Source organism: Mycobacterium sp. NGS34, from assembly GCF_059812845.1.
Window position 1 is genome coordinate 1 of the sequence record NZ_JCALDM010000029.1, and the last position, 22,036, is coordinate 22,036.

Annotated in this window: 17 protein-coding genes and 3 pseudogenes; 10 read left to right on the plus strand and 10 right to left on the minus strand. The window is 62.1% G+C overall.

Translation table 11 applies throughout. The features are described from left to right. Positions 1 to 102: 102 nt before the first annotated feature. Positions 103 to 414, minus strand: a complete 312-nt coding sequence (locus AC5Y7V_RS30475; protein WP_141098982.1) for a hypothetical protein — start codon at positions 412 to 414, stop codon at positions 103 to 105. A gap of 90 nt (positions 415 to 504) precedes the next feature. On the opposite strand from AC5Y7V_RS30475, the gene AC5Y7V_RS30480 reads away from it, so the two are divergent. Both AC5Y7V_RS30480 and AC5Y7V_RS30485 read left to right on the plus strand, forming a co-directional pair. Then, complete coding sequence (locus AC5Y7V_RS30480) at positions 505 to 687, plus strand: hypothetical protein (RefSeq protein WP_054801734.1); 183 nt, start codon at positions 505 to 507, stop codon at positions 685 to 687. Positions 688 to 788: 101 nt separating this feature from the next. Continuing rightward, complete coding sequence (locus AC5Y7V_RS30485; protein ID WP_064074511.1) at positions 789 to 1,583, plus strand: DUF5710 domain-containing protein; 795 nt, start codon at positions 789 to 791, stop codon at positions 1,581 to 1,583. 48 nt (positions 1,584 to 1,631) lie between these two features. Here AC5Y7V_RS30485 and mobF read toward each other — a convergent pair whose 3' ends face one another. Then, positions 1,632 to 6,158, minus strand: a complete 4,527-nt coding sequence (mobF, locus tag AC5Y7V_RS30490; RefSeq protein WP_088295447.1) for a MobF family relaxase — start codon at positions 6,156 to 6,158, stop codon at positions 1,632 to 1,634. A 325-nt stretch (positions 6,159 to 6,483) separates the two neighbouring features. Between mobF and AC5Y7V_RS30495 the strand changes: the two genes are divergently transcribed. The 3 genes from AC5Y7V_RS30495 to AC5Y7V_RS30505 all read left to right on the plus strand — a co-directional run bounded on the left by AC5Y7V_RS30495 (position 6,484) and on the right by AC5Y7V_RS30505 (position 7,855). Further along, positions 6,484 to 6,930 carry a hypothetical protein gene (locus AC5Y7V_RS30495; protein ID WP_296779221.1) on the plus strand — a complete coding sequence of 149 codons (447 nt, stop codon included), beginning with the start codon at positions 6,484 to 6,486 and terminating at the stop codon, positions 6,928 to 6,930. 196 nt (positions 6,931 to 7,126) lie between these two features. Further along, positions 7,127 to 7,636, plus strand: a complete 510-nt coding sequence (locus AC5Y7V_RS30500; RefSeq protein WP_418009244.1) for a hypothetical protein — start codon at positions 7,127 to 7,129, stop codon at positions 7,634 to 7,636. Positions 7,637 to 7,654: 18 nt separating this feature from the next. Beyond that, positions 7,655 to 7,855, plus strand: coding sequence for a hypothetical protein (locus AC5Y7V_RS30505; RefSeq protein WP_296779213.1), 201 nt, complete (start codon positions 7,655 to 7,657; stop codon positions 7,853 to 7,855). A gap of 148 nt (positions 7,856 to 8,003) precedes the next feature. On the opposite strand, the gene AC5Y7V_RS30510 is transcribed toward AC5Y7V_RS30505, so the two are convergent. Then, on the minus strand, positions 8,004 to 8,984 hold the full coding sequence (locus AC5Y7V_RS30510; RefSeq protein ID WP_296779209.1) for a DUF4192 domain-containing protein: 981 nt from the start codon (positions 8,982 to 8,984) through the stop codon (positions 8,004 to 8,006). Between the two features lie 610 nt (positions 8,985 to 9,594). Further along, positions 9,595 to 10,386: pseudogene (locus tag AC5Y7V_RS30515) on the minus strand (thiolase family protein); the annotation flags it as partial. Between the two features lie 169 nt (positions 10,387 to 10,555). Between AC5Y7V_RS30515 and AC5Y7V_RS30520 the strand changes: the two are divergent. Next, on the plus strand, positions 10,556 to 11,167 hold the full coding sequence (locus tag AC5Y7V_RS30520) for a TetR/AcrR family transcriptional regulator (RefSeq protein ID WP_016895511.1): 612 nt from the start codon (positions 10,556 to 10,558) through the stop codon (positions 11,165 to 11,167). 456 nt (positions 11,168 to 11,623) lie between these two features. Here AC5Y7V_RS30520 and AC5Y7V_RS30525 read toward each other — a convergent pair whose 3' ends face one another. Then, positions 11,624 to 13,021 (minus strand): aldehyde dehydrogenase family protein, encoded by a 1,398-nt coding sequence (locus AC5Y7V_RS30525; protein ID WP_016895512.1) that lies wholly within the window; start codon positions 13,019 to 13,021, stop codon positions 11,624 to 11,626. Between the two features lie 65 nt (positions 13,022 to 13,086). Then, on the minus strand, positions 13,087 to 14,205 hold the full coding sequence (locus AC5Y7V_RS30530) for an NDMA-dependent alcohol dehydrogenase (protein ID WP_079674796.1): 1,119 nt from the start codon (positions 14,203 to 14,205) through the stop codon (positions 13,087 to 13,089). A 242-nt stretch (positions 14,206 to 14,447) separates the two neighbouring features. On the opposite strand from AC5Y7V_RS30530, the gene AC5Y7V_RS30535 reads away from it, so the two are divergent. Beyond that, positions 14,448 to 15,670, plus strand: a protein-coding gene (locus tag AC5Y7V_RS30535) for an IS3 family transposase (protein WP_085989823.1) whose coding sequence is annotated in 2 segments (ribosomal slippage) — positions 14,448 to 14,754 and positions 14,754 to 15,670 — 1,224 coding nt in all. Because the reading frame shifts where the segments join, the coding sequence is not laid out codon by codon here. A 184-nt stretch (positions 15,671 to 15,854) separates the two neighbouring features. On the opposite strand, the pseudogene AC5Y7V_RS30540 reads toward AC5Y7V_RS30535, so the two are convergent. Further along, positions 15,855 to 16,157, minus strand: a pseudogene (locus AC5Y7V_RS30540) (transposase); the annotation flags it as partial. Positions 16,158 to 16,741: 584 nt separating this feature from the next. Here AC5Y7V_RS30540 and AC5Y7V_RS30545 point away from each other — a divergent pair. Both AC5Y7V_RS30545 and AC5Y7V_RS30550 read left to right on the plus strand, forming a co-directional pair. Continuing rightward, positions 16,742 to 17,644, plus strand: a complete 903-nt coding sequence (locus AC5Y7V_RS30545) for a lipase family alpha/beta hydrolase (protein WP_499883719.1) — start codon at positions 16,742 to 16,744, stop codon at positions 17,642 to 17,644. Positions 17,645 to 18,502: 858 nt separating this feature from the next. Next, on the plus strand, positions 18,503 to 18,652 hold the full coding sequence (locus AC5Y7V_RS30550; RefSeq protein WP_499883720.1) for a hypothetical protein: 150 nt from the start codon (positions 18,503 to 18,505) through the stop codon (positions 18,650 to 18,652). A 324-nt stretch (positions 18,653 to 18,976) separates the two neighbouring features. Here the strand turns inward: AC5Y7V_RS30550 and AC5Y7V_RS30555 are convergent. From AC5Y7V_RS30555 to lpqS, 3 genes and pseudogenes are all read right to left on the minus strand, one after another. Next, positions 18,977 to 19,204 (minus strand): annotated as a pseudogene (locus AC5Y7V_RS30555) (heavy metal translocating P-type ATPase); the annotation flags it as partial. 313 nt (positions 19,205 to 19,517) lie between these two features. Next, positions 19,518 to 20,672 (minus strand): FAD-dependent oxidoreductase, encoded by a 1,155-nt coding sequence (locus AC5Y7V_RS30560; protein WP_499883721.1) that lies wholly within the window; start codon positions 20,670 to 20,672, stop codon positions 19,518 to 19,520. A gap of 563 nt (positions 20,673 to 21,235) precedes the next feature. Beyond that, complete coding sequence (gene lpqS / locus AC5Y7V_RS30565; RefSeq protein WP_499883722.1) at positions 21,236 to 21,676, minus strand: putative copper homeostasis (lipo)protein LpqS; 441 nt, start codon at positions 21,674 to 21,676, stop codon at positions 21,236 to 21,238. 141 nt (positions 21,677 to 21,817) lie between these two features. On the opposite strand from lpqS, the gene AC5Y7V_RS30570 reads away from it, so the two are divergent. After that, positions 21,818 to 22,036, plus strand: a 219-nt coding sequence (locus AC5Y7V_RS30570; RefSeq protein ID WP_499883723.1) for a hypothetical protein, incomplete at its 3' end; no start/stop codon positions are given.

The window sequence follows — 22,036 nt, forward strand, 5'->3', positions numbered from 1 at the left end:
CCGTGTTCAGGTTGCGGTTACGGACGTTGTTGGAGACCACCACCCACGGCTTCTCGCCGTGTCCCATGTCGAACCAGTAGATCTGCCCGCGGAGCGCGGCCGTCATTCGCCGTAGGCCCGGTCGACGCGCTCGGCGTAGCTTCGCCGCCGCGCTCGTTGTTCCGTTAGGCCTTCTTCTTGATCCTTGGCGAGTTCGGCATAGCCGGCTTCGAGAGCCTTCTCGCGGAGTGCTTCTGCACCCGCACGGAGAAGGGCGCGCGCGATCCCGGACTCGGAGTTGTCGCGGATGGTGATGTGCTGCTGCTGCGCCCATTCCCGCAGGATTCCTGCTTCGAGGCGGTCAGGGTCGGCGAACACGGCGATTTCCGCTTGATCGTCGCTGTCGAGTGTTACAGGTAGCCGTTTCACATCCATGTTTCACAGTGTGACTCACTTTGTGTGTCACGGCAATGAGTTTTCCGACACGCCGTCGATCCTGTCGGCGGGGTTGGCGATACTCGTCGAATGAAACTGTTTGCCCGGAAGCGGGATGAATCAGAATTCGTGGAGTACGGCTTCGGTCTCGTGAATGAAGTCGGCATCGATCGCGTCAACACTGAGGACTCGACGCTGGTCGATCTTTACTACTGGAGCGAGGGAGTCCGCGAACCGCTCCGGGAAGTCCGCTACTTCAAGGTCACGGACTGAGTTCGGCGTTTCGCACTCACGTGCACGCCTCGTCGAGCGCGACAGGCACTGTGCGATCGGTAGGGTCTAGCTCGTCGAGCAGGCTGAGGGGAGCAGCGACGATGGGTCGAATATGGCTGGATGTTCCGTACGTAGAGAAGGATCTGGCGAAGGCCGGGGGCGCGAAGTGGGATCCGTCAGCCAAGCGATGGTATGCGCCCCGAGTTGAGATGGCAGGTCTGTCGCGATGGGTCGCGATCCCTGACATTCCGGAGGTCCTGCCGGGTGAAGACCGGTCTCTCGGTCATGGTCTGTTCGTCGACCTCGTCCCTGATACGTGTTGGTTCACCAATGTCCGGTACTGCGTCGAACCGAAGGATTGGGAAAGACTGCGCCGAATGGTCACGCGGCGCGCCGGGATGCAGTGCGAGATCTGCGGTTTCCCGGAAGACAGAGCGTCGCAGCGGTGGCTCGAAGTGCACGAGAGATGGCAGTACGACTGGCCGACCAAAGTGCAACGTCTGGGCCGGCTCATCTGTCTCTGTACGCCCTGTCACCAGGTGACGCATTTCGGATTCGCGCAGATCAAAGGCAATGAAGAGCAAGCTTTGCAGCATCTGATTGCGGTCACCGGAATGACCCGTCCGCAGGCGCGGCGCCATGTTGCTGCCGCATTCGATGAGTGGCGAGCCCGCTCCGTTGGGGAATGGACTCTCGATCTGAGCATCCTCACCGACGTCGGGGTTCAGGTGCGTCGACCTCCTGGCGCGGCTGATCGCCGGATCATCGCAAGCGGCCGGCCCACCTCGACACAAGTCCAGCAACCACAACCGGTGGTTCCCCCGCTCAGTCCTGCCCCTGCGATCGCTGCACCTAGATGGCGCGATCGGATCGCGGGATGGTGGCGATCACGCTGAGATCGCCCGCCCCCTCTGTCGTCTGACGAAACGCCAGCCCGTCGGCTGTCACAGGCGCGGTCCGCGGCGTTTTTGTTCGTGTTCCACGTGTTGGGCGATGGTGTGCTGGTGCTCGAGCGTCGCCTGCTGGCGCTCGGCGCGGCGCTGTTCTTCGCGATGTTCTTGCATGCGGTCGTGCAGGGTGTCGATGTCGCGGTGAACGGTGTTGAAGGGTGCGATGTCGGCCTTGTTCTCGGGTCGGTCGCCGGCCACTGACGTGGTGTCGGTGATGCTGTGGCGGTCGCGGTATGCCTGGATCTCGGCGGCGGTGCGATCCCACTGCGCTGCGATCTCGGCGGCTTCGGGCCGCTCTTCGAGGTGCTCGGTGAAGCGCAGTTCGGGGTCGTTGCCGCGAGCATCGTCGGTACCGATGCGACGGGTGTTCGCGGTGTGTTCGGCGGCGATGTCGGTGTAGGTGTTGTCGAGCTGCTCGGCGAGGGTGGGGTCGACGAGGTGGGCGTCGAGGTCGGGGGAGGGCACCCAGTGCGGTGCTGCGGGGTCGACGGGCTCTGATGCCGCCGGCGCGATGGTGTCGAGTGCGTCGGTGATGCCGGTGACGTGGGCGGCGGAGTGCGCGGCGGTCTCGATCGTGCGGCACAGTTCGTCGACGTCGAAACCTGCGTGGGTGACGAGTTCGCGGATACGGCCTACTGCTGCGTTCCACCGCGGGTCTTCGGTGCGTTCTGCGGCGGCGACCGCGAGAGGGAAGTGCTCGCGCAGGATCTCGTCGTGTTCGGCTGCCCAGCGGGTGTTCGTCTTCTCGGTTGCTGCGGTGATGGCTGGTGCCATGTCTTTGATCAGGTTCGCGGCGGTGACGTCTTCGCCGCGCGCTTCGAGTTGCTGTGCGTGCCAGGACAGAACTGCCTCGGGTGCGATCCCGGCGAGCGCTGCTTTGCGCAGGTGGCGGCCCAGTCGCTGCACACCGGCTTCGGCGAGGATCCGTTCGGCGATCTCGGGTTCGAACGCTTCCCGCACAGGTCGGTGGATGCGTGTGGTGTCGAGTTGCGCCCGCGTCTCGTCGTACCGGCGGATGGTCGCGCCGATGCCGTCGGTGCGCTCATGTTCCGGCCGGGCGGTGGCGTAGCGATCGGCGACGATACGGGCGTAGTCGTCGAGTTCTTTGTCAGTGCTGGTGGTGCGCGGGGGCAGCGGGGGGAGCGGGGGGAGCGCTGTGCCGGAACGCTCGGCCGCCGCTTCTGCTGCGGCCTGAGTGGCTTCGACGATGCGGAAGTTCAGGACACGGGCGACATCGCGGGCGGTGTGGAGTTCACCGGATGCGAGTGCGTCGTTGAGGATGCGCCGGGCGCTGTCACCTCGGTCGTGCGCCTGTCCGAGTGTGGTGCGCAGTTCGGCGAGGCTGCCGGGGTTTTCGGCGGCGATCGTCGCGAGCAGTGCTGCGGGCAACGCCCGGTCGAGGACGTCGTCGAGCCAGCGATCGCGCAACCTGCTGTGTGCGGCGTGGTACGCCTCGCGGAGTCGCTGCGGGCTGCGGGCGTGCTCGAGTGCGTCGCGGATTTCGGTAATGGCGGCTTTGTGGCCGTTGTCGTTGGCGAGGATGCGGGTGAGAACTTCGCGGGAGTTCGGAGTCTGGATTTCGGAGAGGTGCATCCCTTCGGTGTCTTGGGTGACGCCGGGTTCGACGGGGACGTACAGGTGGTTCTCGGTGCGGCCGCGGGTGGTCGCGACGTAGAGGCCGGGCCGGTTTGTGCTGTGCCCGACGGTGGTGTGGGAGGTGTCGACGGTGATGCCTTGGCTGCGGTGCACGGTGGCGGCGTAGCCGAGTTCGGTGTTCCGCTTCACGTACCGGGCAGGCAGGGTGATCGTGCCCTCGTGGGTTTTGCTGCGCAGGTTCAGCGATCCGTTCTCGTTCACGGCGGTGACCGTCCACAAGTCGCCGTTGCGGACGAACATGTTGCGCCGTTTGCCGCCCTTGGTGCGCAGACGGCGCTTGTTCTTGCGGGTCAGAACGATGTCACCGACTCCGGCGTCGAGTTCGTCGGACAGGGTCACTGTGTTGCCGGCTTTGGCGGTGCCGGCGACGCGGTAGTGCGCTTGAATCGCGAGGTTCACTTCGCGGACGTCGTCTCGGGTGGAGAGCATGACGATCGAGGTTTTCCCGGCCCCGATGTCGGCGAGGTAGGCGGTGGCGGCGGCGTCTTTCATCTCGGCGGCGGTGCCCTCGTGGACCCATCCGCGGGAGTAGAACAGCTCCAAGCTGCTCTCTTCACCGTGCCGCAGGGCGAGGGAGTTCTCGGCTTGTTCGGTGTCTTTGCCGAAGCGCACGACGAGCGTGAGTTCGGGTGCGTTGGTCTCTTCGGCGAGCAGTCGCAGCGCTCCACCGGTTTCCACGGCGTCGAGCTGATTCGGGTCACCGAGTAGACGGACCACGGCGCCCTTGGCGGCGGCGATTTCGGTGATGGCGGCGAGGTCTTTGGTTGATGCCAGGGATGCTTCGTCGACGAGCAGCATCGCCCCGGCGGGGATCTCGATGTGCTCGGGGAGGCTGCGCGGTTCGTAGTCTTCGAGGCCGCGCCACGGGTACGTCAGGGTCGCGAGGGTGTGGGCAGTGACGTCGATTTCTTCGCCCAAGGTTTCGGCCGCGACGGCGGACGGTGCGAGCGCAATGACCTCGTGTCCGGTTGCGCGCCAAGTGTCGGTGACCGCTTTCATCGACGTCGTCTTGCCGGTGCCGGCCGGGCCGACACCGACGGCGAGCAGTGTTCCGGAGCCGACGAAATGCTCGGCTAGTTCTCGCTGTCCGGCGTTGAGTGGATGATCGCTGGTGCGGGCGATCTTTTCGACGACCTTGTCGAGTCCGGCTTGTGCCGCGATGTAGGCGGTCGGTGTTCGAGTGGCGTCGAGCATGAACTGTTCGGCGGTGATGATGCTCGCGGAGGTATGTAATGCGGTGCCGTGGTTGGTGAGGATGAACTCACCGTCACGGCGTCTGAGAGCCTCCGGCGCGGGGGGTAGCTCCGCCGCCGGGAGGTGCACGGACGCGCCCAGTACGTGTTCGGTGACGGCCTTCACTGCGGCTGCACGTGCGGCTTCGTCGGGGAAGGAGACGGCCGCAAAGTTCGCGTCGACGGCGCTGTGTACGTGGGTGATCGCCCACGTTGCGCGTCCGTTCTCGAGGTGTTCGACGACTCGTTTCGCTTCCTCGGCCGGTGTTCCGGCCTTGCGCATCGCCTGGTGCTCACGCACGCCGGCGGCGTGTTCGCGCTGCACGCCGCGCCATTGCTCGGCGAGGGTTCCTACTGCTGTGTCGTCGCCGAGGATCTGCGCGGATCGGGTGATCCAGTTGTTCTGCATTTCGCGCAGGGTTTGCGGTTCCTGCTTCCCGGCGCGGGTGTCGAGGTTGGCTTGTTGGTAGAGCGCGTACATCGCTTTCGCGCTGGGCATCCGGTCGTGTTTTTGACGGTATTCGGCGACCAGCTGATCACGTCGGGTCTCGATCTGAGTGCGCCGTGAGGAGAACATTTCACATAGCTGCTGCGGCACTTCGGCGATCTCGACGACGTTCTGCCGGCCACGTCCGGTGCTGCGTTCGGTCAATCCGAAACCGAGCTCGGTGTGCATTTTCGACATGATCGCCGCGTTGTAGCGCTGGGAGGCGGCGACGGCGTAGCGGTGCAGGGTGGCGCCGTCGAGAGCTCGCCACTTGCCGTCCTTTTCGGTGCAGACCTTGATGGACACGACGGCGTGGGTATGCAGGTTCGGGTCCCCCGCGCGGGAGTCGTAGTGGTCGTAGAGGGTGGCGACCATGCCGGTGGTGTCCTGGTGCTCTTGGCTCGTCGCACCGGTGCGGGTGAAGCATGCTTCCTTCTCGATCCAGCCGAGTGTGCCCTTGACGGTCTCGTGGTGGATTCGTTCGATCTGGCGGCGTAGATCGTCGTCGGCGAGAGCCCACATCGTCGACACGCTCTTGGGTGGTGTGAACACCAGATCTTGTCCTGCGACGGGTTGCCGGACGCGGTTCTTCTGCGCCGAAATCCAGGACCACAGCTCTTGTGGGTTCTGTGCGGAACGCTTGTGCGTCTCCTCGAACAGTGCGGTTCCGACCTTCTCCATCAACGCACCGGACTCCGCTTTCGATGGCCGGCGGGCATTGTCGACCGCGAACTGCTCCAGGGCTGCGCGGTGGGCTTTCAGCAGGGGGATGTCATTGGCGAAGTCCGGGAACTTGCGGCCGAGTCGAGCCTCTTTGACGGCCTTCTTCGGGTCCATCCCACTCTTGATTGACGCCTCAACCATAGGGTCGGCGTTGGGGTGCATGCCCTCCCCGAAGAGTGCCTTCATCTGCGGTTCCGACACCGTGGCGCCGTCACTGATCCGATGCTCGTCCGCGATCTCGGTGTCGGCATCCATTCGTGCGAGATCTTCGAGTCCGCCACCGAACCACGTACCGGGCGGGGTGCCGTGTGCGGAGTAGTAGTCGGTCAACTCCTGCCCGTGCTCGCGTTCGCGGTCAGCGGTGGCAACCTGACTTGTCAGGTACTCGTAGCCATCGCCCGCGTGCAGCACGTGGAGGGTCATCACATGGCCACCTTAGCCGCTTCCGGCGGCACAGAAAGAGCACCACACCCCCAAAGTCTGAAATTCAGCAAGAGGTGTGTCTGAATTTTGGGGGTTTGGCTGAGTGAACCGAAGTGCATTTGGTGAGGAACGAACTGCTGGTGCTGAGGGAAGCGAAGTGTTTGAAAAAGTGGATGAGCTGGATGGATAGATGGTTTGACATGGTGATGTGTGAAAAGGTTCAGTGACGTTGTGATGGTTGGCCCGAGTTTTTGAGCCGGGAACCGTTAGGTGGGCGGGGAACAATTGATGGCCGATCGCCGCTTCCGGCGGTAGGGTTTGCGGCATGGCGTCCTCAAATTCATCCACGGTCAGCGCGAGGGATCGGGCACGCGCAGCGAATGCCGCCCGTCTCGCGGAAGAGCAAGAGCGTTTGAAGAAGGTCGAGGACGATCTCGTCCGGTTCTTCAAGGCGCAGGAGTCGCGGGAGAAGATCAGCGACGATGCGCGGGCGCGTATCGAACGCATCCGTGAAGAAACCGAGACCAAAATCGCGGACGCCGACCGTTCCGGTGCGGCTGCGATTGCGGATCTCAAATCTCGCGGCGAAACGGTGGCGAGCATCGCGCAGCTGACCGGCCTGACGACGACCGAGGTCAACAAGTTGCTGCGGTCGACCAAACCGAAACAGAAGGCGGAGAAGGTACCTGCCGACAAGGCCGCGTCGAAGGACGATTCTTCGCCTGCGCCTGCTTCAACCTCGTCGACTGATTCTGCCGCGCTGGCGTCGTAGAAGCGATCAGCAAACCAATGCCGGCCTTCGTGGTTTTCCCCGGTTGGGTGTCAGCGACCGATTGTGTGTTGCCTGAGATCGAGCGGAGCGGGAACAGAAATCTCGGGCATCCACATGAGGGATATCGCTGTCCCCGGTTGGGGGAAACCGCGGCCGATTCGTCGGCAACGCTCACAAGCGTTAGGGGTTCGTTCTGATGGTGGACGTCCTAACGCTTCCGGCGCTCGGCGATCCGGAGCGGGAACGTTTCGAACGGTTCATCGTGCGCGGACCTGGCGAGCGGGATTGCCATTTTTGGACCGGCAGTATTTCTGATGACGGGTACGGAAGATTTTGGTTGATGCGCGATGGGCGGCAGCGGGTCGTGCGTCCGCATCGGTACGCGTTGATGCTCGAACTCGGTCGGCCGTTGGCCGATTCCGAGTTCGCAATCCACGAGGTGTGTGACAACCCGATCTGTGTCCGGGCGACGACGAGCATCGCCGGACGTCCGCATGTGGTTGCAGGCACGCAATCGCAAAATCTTGCGGGGATGAGCGCGAAAGGTCGCGGCGGCGGCCGGGGGCAGAGCTGGCATTGGTACGGCCCGGATCGCGCCGCCCGTGCGGCGCGATCGAAAGCTTTACGGGCTGCATTGCGCAATGGGTGGGATGCGGACGCGGTGGAATCCGCTTTGCTGCGCACGGACACTCCGACACTTTTTTGACGACCGAAAGGCAAGTAGATGACTGAGAACGACGTTCCGCGTAAGCGGTCGGCAGTGGAAGCTTCTCTGTATCAGACAACCAAGCACACGCGGGTCATCACGGACGCGGATTTGGTGGCTGTGGTCGAGGGTTTGACCGGTGTTCCGGTTCCCGTGGTGGATCGGCCGCGCATCGACTTTGCGTTTCCGGCGCAGGGTGATCCGGACGTTTTCAACTGATCGGGTAGTTAGGCGCGGCCGGACATTCGGTATGCGCGGTGTGGCGTAGTGGTTGTGAGGGCTCGATGCCCGAACAACCACCATCACGTACGGGGGCGGCCCCGACTCTCTCGAGTTGAGTCGGGGCCGCGTTGTTCGTTGGAGACGGCTATTCGGTGTCGAGGTCGATTCCGATCGAGCGTGCTACTTCGACGCCGATTGCACCGAGTTCGGCGATCGCTTCGGGCTTGATCCCGACGGTGAGGGATGAGTCGAGTAGTTCGAGCAGCTTTGTGAGACTGGGGTCCACGTCGATACGGCGGGCTGTCTCGAATGCGATCCCGGCGGCGGGTCCGTCACCGTCGACGTAGGCCGCTAGCCCTGCGAGGGTGAGGATCTGGACGCGGAAGTTTCCGCGCAGGTGCGCGGCGATGGTGGCGAAGGTGTCTGTTGCGGCTGCGGCGCTGATGGTGACGATTCCGATCATCGCTTCGCGGTGGTTGGTGTCCATTGCTGCGCACAATCCGGCGCGGGCGGCTAGGTCGCGGCTGGGTACCTCAAAATTTCGCACGGTCTCGGCGATTTCGGCGATCGTATTTCGTGCGAATTCGTCGCCTTGTTCGTGGGCTGCTGCTCGGGCGGCGTCCATATCGGCGGCGGTGTCTTCGGTGAAGCGGGCTTCGATGTCCGCGCGCGTGGTCGGGGCCTTTCGTCCGCTCATGATTCGGTGCATGTTGGTTTCCGAGAGTGTCGGGTCGGTGGTGTGTCCGCTCTCGTTTCCGTTGGTGTCGAACCATGGCGAGCCGACTTCGAGGGTTTCTGTGACGAGGGTGCGGATAGTGCGGACGCCAATGGTGTCGAGTTCTCTTTGCGCGCCTTCGATCTGGTCGAGTGCGGCTGCTGCTACCGGGCCTGTGCCGACTACAACCCAGATGACGGCCGTTGCTTCGGCCTGCTCGAACGCAATGCGGTACTGATCGGTCGGCGCAGCTCCGACAACGTCGGTGCGCGCTACGAACGCAAGCATGCCCGGTTCTCCGTCAGCTCCGCTGAGTGCAATCATCACGAGAGAATCGGTAGGGGCGAAGCCGAGCAGCGCCGGGATTGCGGCCAATACCTCGGCGGCGGTGTTCAAGCGGATGTTCTGCATGCTGTTCCCCTTGCTGTGAAAGTGACCGGGCCTCGTGCCCCGCCAATTTTTTTCGCCTTCTGGCAAAGGAGAATCGCGTCGGCATGAGGGGGCCGGAGCGCCACCCCTGGGCCGAGAAAATTTCGGCGGGAGCTTGCGAGTGGCGAAAATTTCTCGGAGCCATCGGCCGGCGCTTGCGCCGCCAGGGGTTGCGCGCAGGTCACCGCCGACGAGAATCGGAAGGCCAGAAGTGAAAACAAATCAATGTTTTTCACAGAACGGAGCGCAGCGGAGTTCATTTCGGGGGACACCGAAGGTGGCCGGCCGCCGGGCAGGCGTCAACTTTCCCGGGGGCGATATGAAGTCTGCTCGACGAGAATCGCTGCACTTCGTCAGCTCCGCCAGTGAGGTATACACAGACCATGACGAATACGGTCTTGGATGAGCTCTGGGACACGCTCGATGCCACAGGTATGCAACTCACGTGCGTTCGTAGTGTCCGTAAGCATTGGTGGAGTCGACGCACTGAACTCCACGATCTCCCGGATTCCGATATCCGCTCGTTGATCAACCTTGTTCATGAGGCAGACGGCATCTCGAGGACACAAGAAAACTGATCCGGACTTCACCATCCGTCGTTGAGTGGACAGGCATTGCCGGCGGTGACGGTGCCGTCGGGTCGGAATACGGGCTTGAGTTGGCTGACGGCCTCGTAGGTGGTGCCGGCACGAGGACCGTCGTCTTCGCTGATGACTGTGCCGTCCGGGAGTGTGACCGGGGTGATCTCGCGTGCGAAGAAGCCGTTCTTGATCGCTTCCTCGGTGCGGTTCTGGGACCGTACCGCCCAGCGGTCCTGCTCTTCGCGGGTGATTCCGGTGACCTGGGCAACGTTCTCGGCGGTCTGCCCCATGGCGATGTAGGTATCGGGGAGCAAACCCGTCTGGCGGGGGTCGACCCACTGCTGACCGCCCTGGGCTAGCTTCTCGGTGCGAGCCTGTGCGTCGGCATACAGCGGGTTCTGCGTGTCGGGAAGTGAATCGGAGTTGCCTTTGGTGTATCGAGACACAGTCTCGACACCGGCGGAGATGAAGACGTCGCCCTCACCGGCTTTGATCGCATGCAGGGCCATCCTTGTGGTCTGCAGTGATGACGAACAGTACCGGGTGACCGTCGTACCGGGGATGAAGTCGTAGCCGAGTTGGATCGCGACGTTGCGGCCCATGTTCTGCCCCTGCTCTCCTCCCGGCAATCCGCAACCGAGCATGAGGTCGTCGATGTCGGAGGGACGCAGAGCCGGAATCTTTGCAAGAGCGGCCTGGACCATCTGCGCGGTCAGATCGTCCGGGCGCATACCCTTGAGCGATCCCTTCATGGCGCGGCCGATCGGCGAGCGTGCAACAGAAACAATGACAGCCTCGGGCATGAAGCCTCCTGAGTTGGGGCCGAGTGCGGACGCACTCGAGCGGGGGTGGGTTTCGCGCGGAGCACCGCGCGGCCATAAATATGCGAGCGCATAGTTTCTATGCGCTCGCATATACTGACTGCGCAGATGGATACCTGTCAACCTCAAACGATCGAGAGGCAACCGTGCGATGAGCACACCCGCGCAAGCTGTCGCATGTGAGGTAGGCACGTCAAAAGCCGCCGCCCGCATACGGACTGCGGCTATCGAAGTCTTCGCAGCCAAGGGATATGGGGCGAGCACCACTCGGGAAATCGCAGCCAGTCTGGACCTGAGTCCTGGAGCCGTATACCCCCACTACAAGACCAAAGAATCGCTACTGTTCGCCATCAGCTTGGAAGGCCATAACGCCGCACTCGCCACCGTCATGCACGCCGACCAGCCGATCGCGCCGCCCGCTCTGAGGCTGGCGGCCACCGTAACTGCGTACGTGAAGTGGCACGCCGACAACCACGCACTCGCGAGAGTCGTGCAACACGAACTACGTTCGCTCTCACACGAGCACTTCAACGCAATCGCAGACATCAGACGGACCACGTCACGGGTATTCACACGAATCATCGAAGCCGGCGATGCGTCAGGAGACTTCCAAACAATCGACGTCGAGGCCGCCACACTAGCCATCACGTCTCTCGGCGTCGACGTCAGCCGATGGTTCCCCTCGAATACGTACTCCGAGCCCGACATCATCGCAACACGCTACGTCGAACTGGCACTCCGAATGGTCGGTGCGAACGACTGACTCCCGGCCGCAGACGGCAGCGCCCGGCAGAAAGGTGCCGCGATCATCGAAGCACTCTTCTTCACGACAACAGACAATTACCTTGGGCCGTCGCCCATCCCGCTCGCATACCGGGTTTACGTCGACGAGTACGAGGGTGCTCGGTCAAGCCAAGTTTCGTCGGCGCTGCCACTGTGCATGCCGGCGCGTTAGGGACGCCAGGTATCGACTGCGAAAAGTGGGATGCGACGACAGCCAACCCTGTTTTTTGGCGTTCACCCTTTCTTTCGTGGGTAACTTCCTTTGGTGCACGCCCATCCGGGCGGAGCGAGATCACCGTCCTTCCCAGGCCACTGATACCGAGATCGCAGCGGGTCCTGACCAGCGGCGCCGGTCCGACTGTGACCTTGGCGCTGCTAATCAGGACCCGCGTGAACCAACATATGGTGAGTCGGCACGAAACGGATCTCGTTCGATTCAGGAAATGCCGTATGTCTTGATGTTGGCGAACTGGTCCATGCCGGATGCGCCCAACTCGCGGCCTACTCCGGAGCGCTTGGTTCCACCGAACGGGATCTCGGCAGGCGCGCCGAGGAAATTGTTGATTCCCACCATTCCGGTGTCGAGTTGCTGCGCCACATCGCGTGCAGCGTTGGAATCTCCGAACACGGTACCGCCTAATCCATATGCAGATTCGTTTGCGAGCTTGACCGCGGCAGCAGCATCGGCGACGCGGTAGATCATGCCGAGCGGACCGAATGCCTCTTCGGAAAAGATCCTCATATCGGGGGTGATGTCCGTGAGTACCGCCGGGGTGAAGAACGCGCCCGGCCCATCGACGCGCCCGCCAGGAACGAGGACGGTTGCACCCTTGTCGACTGCGTCACGATACTGCGCCTCGAGGGTGTCGGCCGCCACCGAACTCGACAGTGGTCCAACGGTTGTAGCGGGGTCGAATGGGTCACCGAGTGTATTGGCGGCGAAGGTGGCAACATAGCGAGCGATGAAGTCGTCTGCGACGGCATCGGTCACGATCACCCGCTTCGGGGCATTGCAGAACTGACCGCCGAGGAACAACCGCAGTCCCGCCGCCGTGTCCGCAGCGGCCTCGACATCGGCGGACTCGAGCACGATGAACGCATCGGATCCGCCGAGTTCGAGTACAACCGGTTTGATGTGACGTGAAGCCTGCTCTCCGACAGCGGATCCGGCGCGATCAGATCCTGTCAAGGTGACTGCGCGAACGCGGTCGTCGGCGATGTACGCGGAAACCTGGGTGGTCGACACAAGTGCGGTCTGGTACACATTGGCCGGAAAGCCCGCTTCTGCGAAGAGGTGATCGAAGAACAGCGTCGAACCAGCACAGATTTCGGATGGTTTGAGCAGAACCGTGTTGCCCAACATCAGGTTCGGCGCTGTTGCGCGCATTGCCTGATACATCGGAACATTCCATGGTTCGATGCCGAGAACCACCCCGACTGGTTCCCGGCGTGTAATCGCCCGAGTGAAACCGGCGATCTCGGTCTCGACGTCGGCGAGCAATTTCTCACCGTTGTCTGCGTAGTACCGAAAAGTCGACGTGACCATGTCCATCTCCGCCACCGACTGAGCCAACGGCTTGCCCATCTCCGTCGTCACGAGCGCGGCCAGTTCGTCCACGTTCGCTTCCAGCAGTTCGATGAATTTCCGAAACAGACGCACTCGCTCGGCAATCGGAGTCCGACGCCACGTCTGGTACGCCGCATGCGCGCGAATCAATAGGGCATCGGCGTCGGCGTCGGTCAGTGGCGGGTACTCCCGAACCACTTCGCCGGTCGCCGGATTAGTTGTTCGGTATGTACGCGTCGATGGATCTGTGGCTGTCGGTACGGACATGATTGAGCTCCTCGATCTCGAGTGTTCGAAGGTGTGCGTCGGGTGCACGGATGTACTGGTGGGCGCTACTTGCTACCGAATTCGATGATCCCGCGAATATTGCGTCCGTCGTGCATGTCGGCGTACGCCTGATTGATCTGGTCGAGGGTATAGCGGCGGGTGATCAGTTCGTCGAGCTTGAGCTTGCCCGACTGGTACAAGCGCAGCAGCATCGGCATCGCCTCGCGCGGGGATGCCATGCCGTACAGCGCACCTTGAATACGCTTCTGGAACATGGCGAGCGTGAAAGCGTTGACGCCGGGGAGTCCGTCCTCGTCAACTGGACTCAGACCGGTGATCACGAGAGTACCGGCCTTACGAATTGCGTTGTACGCCCTACCGATATCTTCTCCGTGCACAACACCCATCGTGACGATGGCGGAGTCTGCTCCCTGTCCATTAGTGATCGATTTGACGAACTCGTCGGCCTCGGCGAAGTCGGCGAACGTCTCGGTGGCGCCAAACAAGGGGGCTTGCTCCCGCTTGAACGGTGCGGGATCCACCACGACGACGTGACTCGCACCAGACATTGCGGCGCCCTGCACTGCATTCATCCCGACTCCACCCGCACCGATCACCAAGACGACATCGCCGGCCTTCACCTCCGCCGCCGTGGTTGCCGAGCCGAAACCGGTCTGGACGCCACAAGCCACGAGACAGGCGACATCGAGTGGGATGTCCTTATCGATACGGACAACCGACATCTGGTCGTAAACTTGCCATTCGGCGAAAGTTCCGAGCGTGCTCAGTGTCCCGATATCCGTTCCGTCGATGTGCATCCGGTATCCGCCACTCGGCTGAGTGCCTTCGAGAATGATGGCCCCGTTGTCGCACAGGTTCTGCATTCCCATTGCGCACCAGCGACACTTCCCGCAGGCCGGGATGAATGAGGTGATGACATGGTCGCCGACAGCGAGGCCGTGGACTTCTGCTCCTACCTTGCGAACGATCCCGGCGCCTTCGTGCCCACCGACGATCGGGCGTGGGGTCGGCATGTCGCCGGTCACCGAATGATCGTCCGAATGGCACAGTCCTGTCGCCTTCATCTCGACAAGTACCTCGGTAGGGCCCGGATCATCGAGTTCTACTGTCTGAACCTTCCAATCTGCGTTCAGTTCCCATAGAACAGCAGCCTGAGTCTTCATGATGTGGTCCTCCAAGGGGTGAGCGAATGCAGTGTGAATCGAGCGGATGCGTCGGTGACGGCATGCGAGAGCATCTGAACCTGGTGGTGATGCAAGTCATAAATCTATGGTTCGTTTGATTCTCTGTCAAGAGCCTGCCGACTCGTTGGAAGAATACGAATTCGCCTGCAGGGCCTTGACCCCGCGGGTTGGACACGCTTGATCCTGGTCTCAGACCAGGGAAAGCGAGAAGATCTAACCCGATGGCAAAGAAAAATTACTCCGAAGAATTCCGCCGCGACGCAGTCGAGCTGTACCGCGACACCGGCGGCGCGACCGTAGCCGGGATCGCCGCCGATCTCGGCGTATCCCACGGCTCCCTGACCACATGGCTGAGAAATGCGGGTATCCCGATCCGCAGACCCGCCGCCACCGCTCCGGGGCCCGGCACCGGCGAGACACCCGAGCAGGAAGCCGCCAGGCTCCGCGCCGAGGTCGCACACCTACGCGCGGAGAAAACCAAGCTCGAAACCGAACGAGACATCCTGCGGTCGGCGGCCAAATATTTCGCCGGAGAGACGAACTGGTGAACCGCTTCCAGTTCGTTGCAGACCACTCCGACACCTACCCGGTGAAGCGGTTGTGCCAGGTCATCGATATCGCCCGCTCGTCGTACTACGCATGGATCAACGCCGCCGAGAAACGAGCCGCCCGGGCCGCAGCCGACGCTGAACTCGCCGACAAGATCCGCGCCGTCCACACGGTGGACAACACCTACGGGCGGCCCCGGATCACCGCCGAGATCAATCACGGACAACCCGCCGACCAGCGGATCAATCACAAACGGATCGCACGGATCATGCGCGCCAACAACATCGAGGGCCTGCGACTGCGCCGAAAACACCGCACCACCATCGCCGAACCAGCCGACACTCCGTCGCCGGACCTGCTCAACCGTGATTTCACCGCGATCGCACCGAACACCCGATACGTCGGTGACATCACGTATCTGCCATGCGGGGACAATGAGTTCTTGTATTTGGCCACGGTGATCGACTGCTTCTCCCGCCGCCTGGTGGGCTGGTCGATCGCCGAGCACATGCGTACCGAACTCGTCGAAGATGCCTTAGGTGCCGCAGCACTGACCCGCGGCGGTCTTGCCGGTGCAGTGTTCCACGCCGATCGCGGAAGTCAATACACCTCAAAGGGTTTCGCGATGATCTGCGCGGATTTGGGTGTTGCGCAATCGATGGGAGCGGTGGGCACGAGCGCGGACAATGCCCTGGCCGAGTCGTTCAATGCGACACTCAAACGCGAAACGCTGCAAGGCGCAGCCCGCTGGGAATCGCCCCGGGCGGCAAGGCTCGCGGTGTTCCGGTGGATCACCCGCTACAACACCCGACGCCGGCACTCGTACTGCAACTATCTCAGCCCTGCCGACTACGAAAACGCTCACACATCCGATAGCCTGCAGAAAGCCGCGTAATCACAAACCCCGTGTCCAGTTTCCGGGGTCAAGGCCCGCACACGTGGGCGCGTCGACCGCGACGAATCTGTTGTCCGCTTCCCGATTCGACTAACGTGTGAGCTGTACGGAACGGCCGATCTGTCGATCTGGCGGGCATCAATCCGTCGTTACGACGCTCAGGGGGGTGTCCCTATTGTTTTCGTCAAGCGGCGGTCGCGGCGTTTGATCGGTAGGGTTCGTGGTTCTTGAGCATGGCGTAGAGAACATCGCAGCGGCGTCTGGCTAGGCAGATGAGGGCGGCGTTGTGCTTCTTTCCTTCGGCTCGTTTTCGGTCGTAGTAGGTGCGGCTGGCGGTGTCGTGCAGCGCGGCGAACGCCGAGAGGAACAGGGCGCGTTTGAGTTTGCGATTACCTGATCGGGTGGGGTGTTCCCCTCGGATCGACGTCCCCGAGCGGTGGGTCACCGGTGCGATCCCGGCGTAGGCGGCCAGGTGAGCGGCTGCCGATGCGCCTCGCAAGCTCGGCCTCACTCACGCCGTGAGCGCTCCTGTAGCCGTCGATCAGCTGAACGAGGCGGGGGGTTGCCATACGCCAAGTATCTTGAGATGCTGCATTAGTGTCAAGTGTCAGTACTCATTAGTGTCAACTGTTAGTTGACATAACGACGCTTATCGGCGAAATAGCTTGTGCTGGAACATAATTGAAGCTGTCCGCCTTAACGTATTGCCATAGTTGTATATCCAATGCAGCAGGCGTTGCGGCGCGACCGCAGCGGCCAGGACCGTGAACCGGGTAGGCCTGGCACTCGACGGCGCATCAGGGAGGCCACGGCGCGATGGGAGCGCACGAGATCGATCGGCCTCCGCTCTAACCTACGCAGAAGATCGCTGAGGCGACTGGGCGTAGGCGCTCTGGCCGCTTCACATGGCCAGGCGCGCCACCGGGGTGCATCGCTCCTAATGCGTCACTGTGACGTATTAGGAGCGATCAACCCAAAGAACGAGCACCCCACTTCATTCCGCCCAAGATGGACCCAGCCCTCCGCGCGGCGCAGCCGGGTCGTGCAGCTCATCTGCATAAAGATAGGCTCATGTCCACCGTGAAATCGGTCCTCGCCGAATCCCCGCCACAGGCGCCCGTGCACTACAGCCGCTACGACAGGGCGGACATGCCGCCCGGCTGGGTTCTTTATGTCTCTCCGAGCGACACTCCCGTGAAGCGTCTAGTTGTGTTCGTCCATGGATTCGGTGGTAAAGCGGTTAAGACGTGGCTCGAATTTCCACTGGTTAACCTGGCCGACTCGGCGAACAAGTGGTGGAGGGAAGCTGATCTTCTTTTCATCGGATACCGCTCCACCCGGGACTCCATTACCGCCGTGGCCAACCGAATCCGGGCGATGCTGCCGAGGTTCTTTCCGGTGCCTTATCGGCCGGCTCTGGACATAGAGGGTGCGCGAATCCGAGGTGACATCGAAACCCCATATGACGAGCTCGTTGTGGTCGGGCACTCGCTTGGCGGTGTGATTCTGCGCTTGGCGCTGTGCGATTCCGCGCAACAGTTGGCGGAAAATGGAACAGTCGACGTTCCCGGCTTGACCACTGCCAAGGTCCGCTATTTCAGCCCAGCCTCTGGAGGGTTTCGCGCCGCCGGGATGTTAGGACTGGTGCAGGCGTCGAGCTTTTGGCTTGCGCTTGAGGCGTTTTTGCGAAGATCGTCTGCCTATACAGATCTGCAGCAAGACTCACTCGTTCTTCGCGAACTGCGCGAACGGACAGTCGACTTGGTCACCTCGGACCCCGAGAAGTTCCAAACTCTGCGCGCACGGACCGTGTGGGCCAATCCGGAGGACGTAGTGCTCGACCACAACTACCGCACCGACTTTGTATCCCGCACGTGGGACGGTCAAAGTCACACGTCCGTCTGCAAACCGCTCCGCGATCAGCACAGTCTCCCCTGGCAGTTCGTCGAGACCGGGTGTCCGATCCGGAACTAGTTGGCAGTAATCCGGGAAAACCTGGCAACTGTCCGATTTCTCGTCTTTCCGTTCCAGAACTTTCTGGGAGTGCCACCCGCCCACGTCGCAGCACATGCCACCTGCGGATGTTCGGCCGGCGCAGCCACGGCCCCAGAGTCTGAATCCACGACTATCCGAGAGCGCCGGACGGGACGACCGCCAGTCCAGAACTACCTGACAGCGGCGGACACTCCGCGCCGTCGAGGTCCAGCGTGAACCGTCCAATTCGTCACTGTGACGTTATGTAGGTGGTGCCGCGCCCCCTGTTCGCGCAGGCTGGAGCCCCGTATCACCCAATAATGTGGATAACGTTGATTATGCATGAATTATAGGCCGGGCTCCTTCCCAATACCGGATCGCGAGACGAAAAGCCAACCACGGGCGGCATGCGGAACGCCGGCTGCACCCGCACCCACGGCGGACACCGGTGACCCTCAGGAACGCCGGTCGAAGCTGCCTCTTGGTGGCCGGCGCGAAACACGGTGGGACGCTGACGATTTCGGCAACGCTGGCCGTTGCGCCGGCACATGGTCGATACGTCACTGTGACGCTTCAATCGCCAATCACGCTGGGCGCGAGCATCTTCCGCAACGTTTCATGGTTTTCATAGATAATCTGCATTATCCATGAAAAACTGCATATTGCAGCAGATGAATCACCTTCCTCGTTCCCTCTATACATCTGAAACTGCGGCCGATCAGCCCGAAGACGACCTCGACAACCCGTTTCGTCTACGCTGGCCTGGTCAAGAAACTGCGTGGCCTAAAAGGAATCCGCCAGATCATCGTCACGACACACAACGCCAACGTTCCTGTCCTCGGCGACGCCGAGCTGATCGTGACTCTCGAAGGCGACGGCCAGCGTGGTTGGCCCGTCGAGGAAAAGACCGGATCACTCGACAAGCCCCAAGTACGCGTGGTCGCTGAGGACATCCTCGAGGGCGGCCACACAGCCTTCGACACCCGAATGTATCTCTACGGCTTCTGAACCGCCCATCCTCCGCGCCGCCGAATAGCGCTCCCTGCATGGCGGCTACGCCCCGCACGACCGAATACGCCAGACACGAATATGCGGCTTTACCGGTAAACACGGCGAAAGATCTTTGAGCCTCGCACCTTGCCCACTTCTCAGCAGGTACGTGGTGTTTTCTGCTTTTGCCGCCGCAAAATCTTACGGCCTACCGCGAAGCCGGATGAACCAACTTTGAACTGAGAGCAGGGATGATCTGGTCCGCCGTCAGTTTGTTTCGGCGCAGGTGGCCAGCCCTGGGGCTGGCCACTCGATATTCGAGAGAACAACTTCGGCAAGTTAATGGACCAACACGACGGTAGCCAGGCCGAGGGTTCCAAACACTGCTAGCGGCATCAGCACTGTGATGATGGACAGGGATAGCCCGACGTTTTGGAGCATGACCTGGCGGGAGCGCCAGGCGTGGTCGAGTGCTTGGGGCAGGTGACGCAGGCCTTGGCCCATCAGGGCGACGTCGGCGGTTTCGATCGCGACGTCGGTGCCCATGGCGGTTCCCACGTCGGCCGCGGCCTTTAAAGTCCCCACTGGTGGCCGAGTAGAGATCCCCGGTGGTGACCAGATAAAGGCCCCTCCCCCGTGTTCGTGTGTCGATCAGAAATTGCGACGCCGGTGGTGACGGTGAAGGGCGCCAACCGCTCATCGTCACCACCGGGGACGGCTTATTGAAGTCTGCGAGGCACCGCATGGACATCCTGTCTGCCAATCTGACCTCTAAACCTGACAAGTCGGGTTCGACAGACAGCAGACGTGCCAGAATGTGCCTGTCGATGTCCGGTACCTGGCTGCAGATGAAACCATGGCACTCGCAATTAGGGCATGGCGCTCATGAATACCTACGCAAAGGCGGGTTGTCGAGCGTTTTATGGGCCAAGTCGGCAACCTCGAGTGCGCAGCCCCAGGAGAGGATGACGCCCGCGCCACCGTGGCCGTAGTTGTGCACAATCTGGGTGCCGGGTTCGGTCTCGAGCCGCACACCATCGGGGCGGAATGGTCGCAGTCCCACCCGCACCGGGTCGAGGTCATCGAGTTGGGCGCCCCGCAATTTGGGCAGGAACTCGGTGCAGCGGTCAAGCATGTCGTGCAGCGGCGGATGGTTGGCCAGGTTGAGGTCGGTGTCGTAGTGTCCCGGTTCGACCAGTCCTCCCAGGAAGTGACGGTCGACTCCGCGCGGCACGATGAAGATCCCGTCCTTGGTATCAGTGTCAGTATTGGCTGCTACCACGTGGGCGGCGGTCACGCGTGAGGCGGAAGTGCCATCATCGACTATTCGCAGCAGAGCGCTCCGATGTGCTTCGATGGTCGGGTCATCAGCCAATTCACGGGCACCAAGGCCAGTACAGTTGACGATCACATCGGCACCGTACTCGGTGCGTAGCCGCTGCTCCTGTTCGATGAGCGGCCCGTGGATGCGGAGTTGGGCGGCCGTGACGCCGGCTAATTGGGCTTTATGGGTCAGCCAGTCCAGGTACCAGTCGGGGTCGATGGTGAGCGTCAAATACGAGTAGGCGTCTACCAAACCGGCATCCGGGTTGACACCATACGAGTCGATTAAGGCAGGGTCGCGCACAAATCCGCTCACAAACTGTTGAATCGCAACCATTTTGGCGTGCTCGGCCGGATCGTCCTCGATCCGGGAGGAAAAGTAGAACACCGCCGGCCGCGCCGTTATCCGGGTGCCCGGGTCAGCAGCTAAGTGGGCGAAGCGGACATAGGAGCGCATCGCCCAGGCGGTGGCGCGGGCCGCCGCGGTCTGATTGTGGGAGCAATCGCCGAGCGGCGGCGGCCATTCCCACAGCACACCCGTCACCGCGGCGACTGGGTCGATGCCGAAACGGTCGGCGACCACCACAACCCGCCAGTCGCGGCGCGCCAGCACCAGCGCGGTGGTCCATCCATTAACTCCGGCCCCAATAACCAGGGCCCTCGGCTGGCTCAGCGAACGCATAACCGCTTTGGGGCGATAGGTACGGGCAGACATCACACGTGAAGCTCCCTTTCGGAATCGAACGCCACGCGATGGACGACGGCGGCCAGCCGTGGCGTCAAGCACATGGGGTGGCGCTGAGCTTTGAGGCCGGTAGGGCACCGCTTCGCTGGCGCGTGTGGCGAACTGCGTTGTGGCACAATCGAAGATCCACTACTGGCGGCCGGCGGCATCACTGAATCGGTGGCACGCGAACTGACTAGGTTTCCAACGTGGTCATCGCTGATCGCGGTGCCGAACGGTGGTGTGCTGTTGGGTTATATCGCGTGCTCCGAGTCTCGACTCGGGTTCGGCGGCGTGATACGGCATGAAATTCTCCTGATGACATAAGCTGTGATCGAGGCACCACACTTTGAGGGGTCGCTTCGGCGATCTCAGTCCCGCCGATGATGTGTGTCCGCGCGGTAGACGCATAGGTCAGCTGGATCGACGCTTTTATTCGAAGGTCACTCACTGTGCCGGCGGTTGGGCCTCGACTGCGGGACAACAGGTAACTGTCAACCAGGTATGTGGGCTACCAGCAAATGCACAGCCTCGCGAAATTCGACGTTGACTACTCAGCGTCGCGCGACACAGAACCGCGTCAAGACGACTTGACCAGTGCCGGGCGCGGAGGGCCCACGAGGGGGGCCCCGCCTAGTTTGCCGTACAGCACCAGCGCAGGAGCCTAGGAACGCCGTCGCCGCCAGCGTCCCGAGCGCCAGAAAGCCAGGCGCCCAGGGCGATAGAACCGCGCCCGTCGACAGCTCAGAACACCACGGTGATAACCTGTGCTCGCCGTGCGTGTGATCGGCATTAACCGCACTACTGACGGGAGTGACGACCGCATGGGCCGCATCAGGTGCGCCATTTAAGTGCCACGCATCTTCGTCGACACCGCAACCAAGCAGCCAGACCAAGGCCGCGGTGACGATAATCGATCGCACCAGCGGCTGTCGATTTAGATCGCTGCGCACAGTGCCGACCAATGTAGCAGTCGATCGAGCCCCGGTGAACATCCGCGGTGGGTGTACGAGCAGGCGCTAATGGCCACGGCCGTGGAAATGTCAGTGTGATTCGGTCCGTTCTTCCATTGCCTTTCTATACGAGTTAGTGCAGCGGACCCGATCGCCATCGTGTATATCGCTATGCTCGTCGACATGTCGTCCATCAATCGTGACGTGGATGTCGACCCTCCACCGGATGCGGTGCAGGTCGAGCAGTGGGAGGGACCGGCGGGAAACCGTTTCCGCTTTTTCAAGGGCACCCACCGCGGATCACGGGTTTCTCTCGTTATCATGGGATTTCAGCTCGCCGATGGGCGCGTGGAGAAGCGAGTGGTTCATCTCGATGGAAGTCACGTGGACCTGACCGTGCCG

What these genes read in the sequence shown, in the direction of transcription:
- AC5Y7V_RS30520 (WP_016895511.1), top strand. Translation starts at nt 10,556, where the DNA reads ATGAGCACACCCGCGCAAGCTGTCGCATGTGAGGTAGGCACGTCAAAA.
- AC5Y7V_RS30525 (WP_016895512.1), bottom strand. Translation starts at nt 13,021, where the DNA reads ATGTCCGTACCGACAGCCACAGATCCATCGACGCGTACATACCGAACA.
- AC5Y7V_RS30485 (WP_064074511.1), top strand. Translation starts at nt 789, where the DNA reads ATGGGTCGAATATGGCTGGATGTTCCGTACGTAGAGAAGGATCTGGCG.
- AC5Y7V_RS30560 (WP_499883721.1), bottom strand. Translation starts at nt 20,672, where the DNA reads ATGTCTGCCCGTACCTATCGCCCCAAAGCGGTTATGCGTTCGCTGAGC.
- AC5Y7V_RS30510 (WP_296779209.1), bottom strand. Translation starts at nt 8,984, where the DNA reads ATGCAGAACATCCGCTTGAACACCGCCGCCGAGGTATTGGCCGCAATC.
- AC5Y7V_RS30545 (WP_499883719.1), top strand. Translation starts at nt 16,742, where the DNA reads ATGTCCACCGTGAAATCGGTCCTCGCCGAATCCCCGCCACAGGCGCCC.
- AC5Y7V_RS30495 (WP_296779221.1), top strand. Translation starts at nt 6,484, where the DNA reads ATGGCGTCCTCAAATTCATCCACGGTCAGCGCGAGGGATCGGGCACGC.
- AC5Y7V_RS30480 (WP_054801734.1), top strand. Translation starts at nt 505, where the DNA reads ATGAAACTGTTTGCCCGGAAGCGGGATGAATCAGAATTCGTGGAGTAC.
- AC5Y7V_RS30505 (WP_296779213.1), top strand. Translation starts at nt 7,655, where the DNA reads ATGACTGAGAACGACGTTCCGCGTAAGCGGTCGGCAGTGGAAGCTTCT.
- lpqS (WP_499883722.1), bottom strand. Translation starts at nt 21,676, where the DNA reads ATGTTCACCGGGGCTCGATCGACTGCTACATTGGTCGGCACTGTGCGC.
- AC5Y7V_RS30500 (WP_418009244.1), top strand. Translation starts at nt 7,127, where the DNA reads ATGGTGGACGTCCTAACGCTTCCGGCGCTCGGCGATCCGGAGCGGGAA.
- mobF (WP_088295447.1), bottom strand. Translation starts at nt 6,158, where the DNA reads ATGACCCTCCACGTGCTGCACGCGGGCGATGGCTACGAGTACCTGACA.
- AC5Y7V_RS30530 (WP_079674796.1), bottom strand. Translation starts at nt 14,205, where the DNA reads ATGAAGACTCAGGCTGCTGTTCTATGGGAACTGAACGCAGATTGGAAG.
- AC5Y7V_RS30475 (WP_141098982.1), bottom strand. Translation starts at nt 414, where the DNA reads ATGGATGTGAAACGGCTACCTGTAACACTCGACAGCGACGATCAAGCG.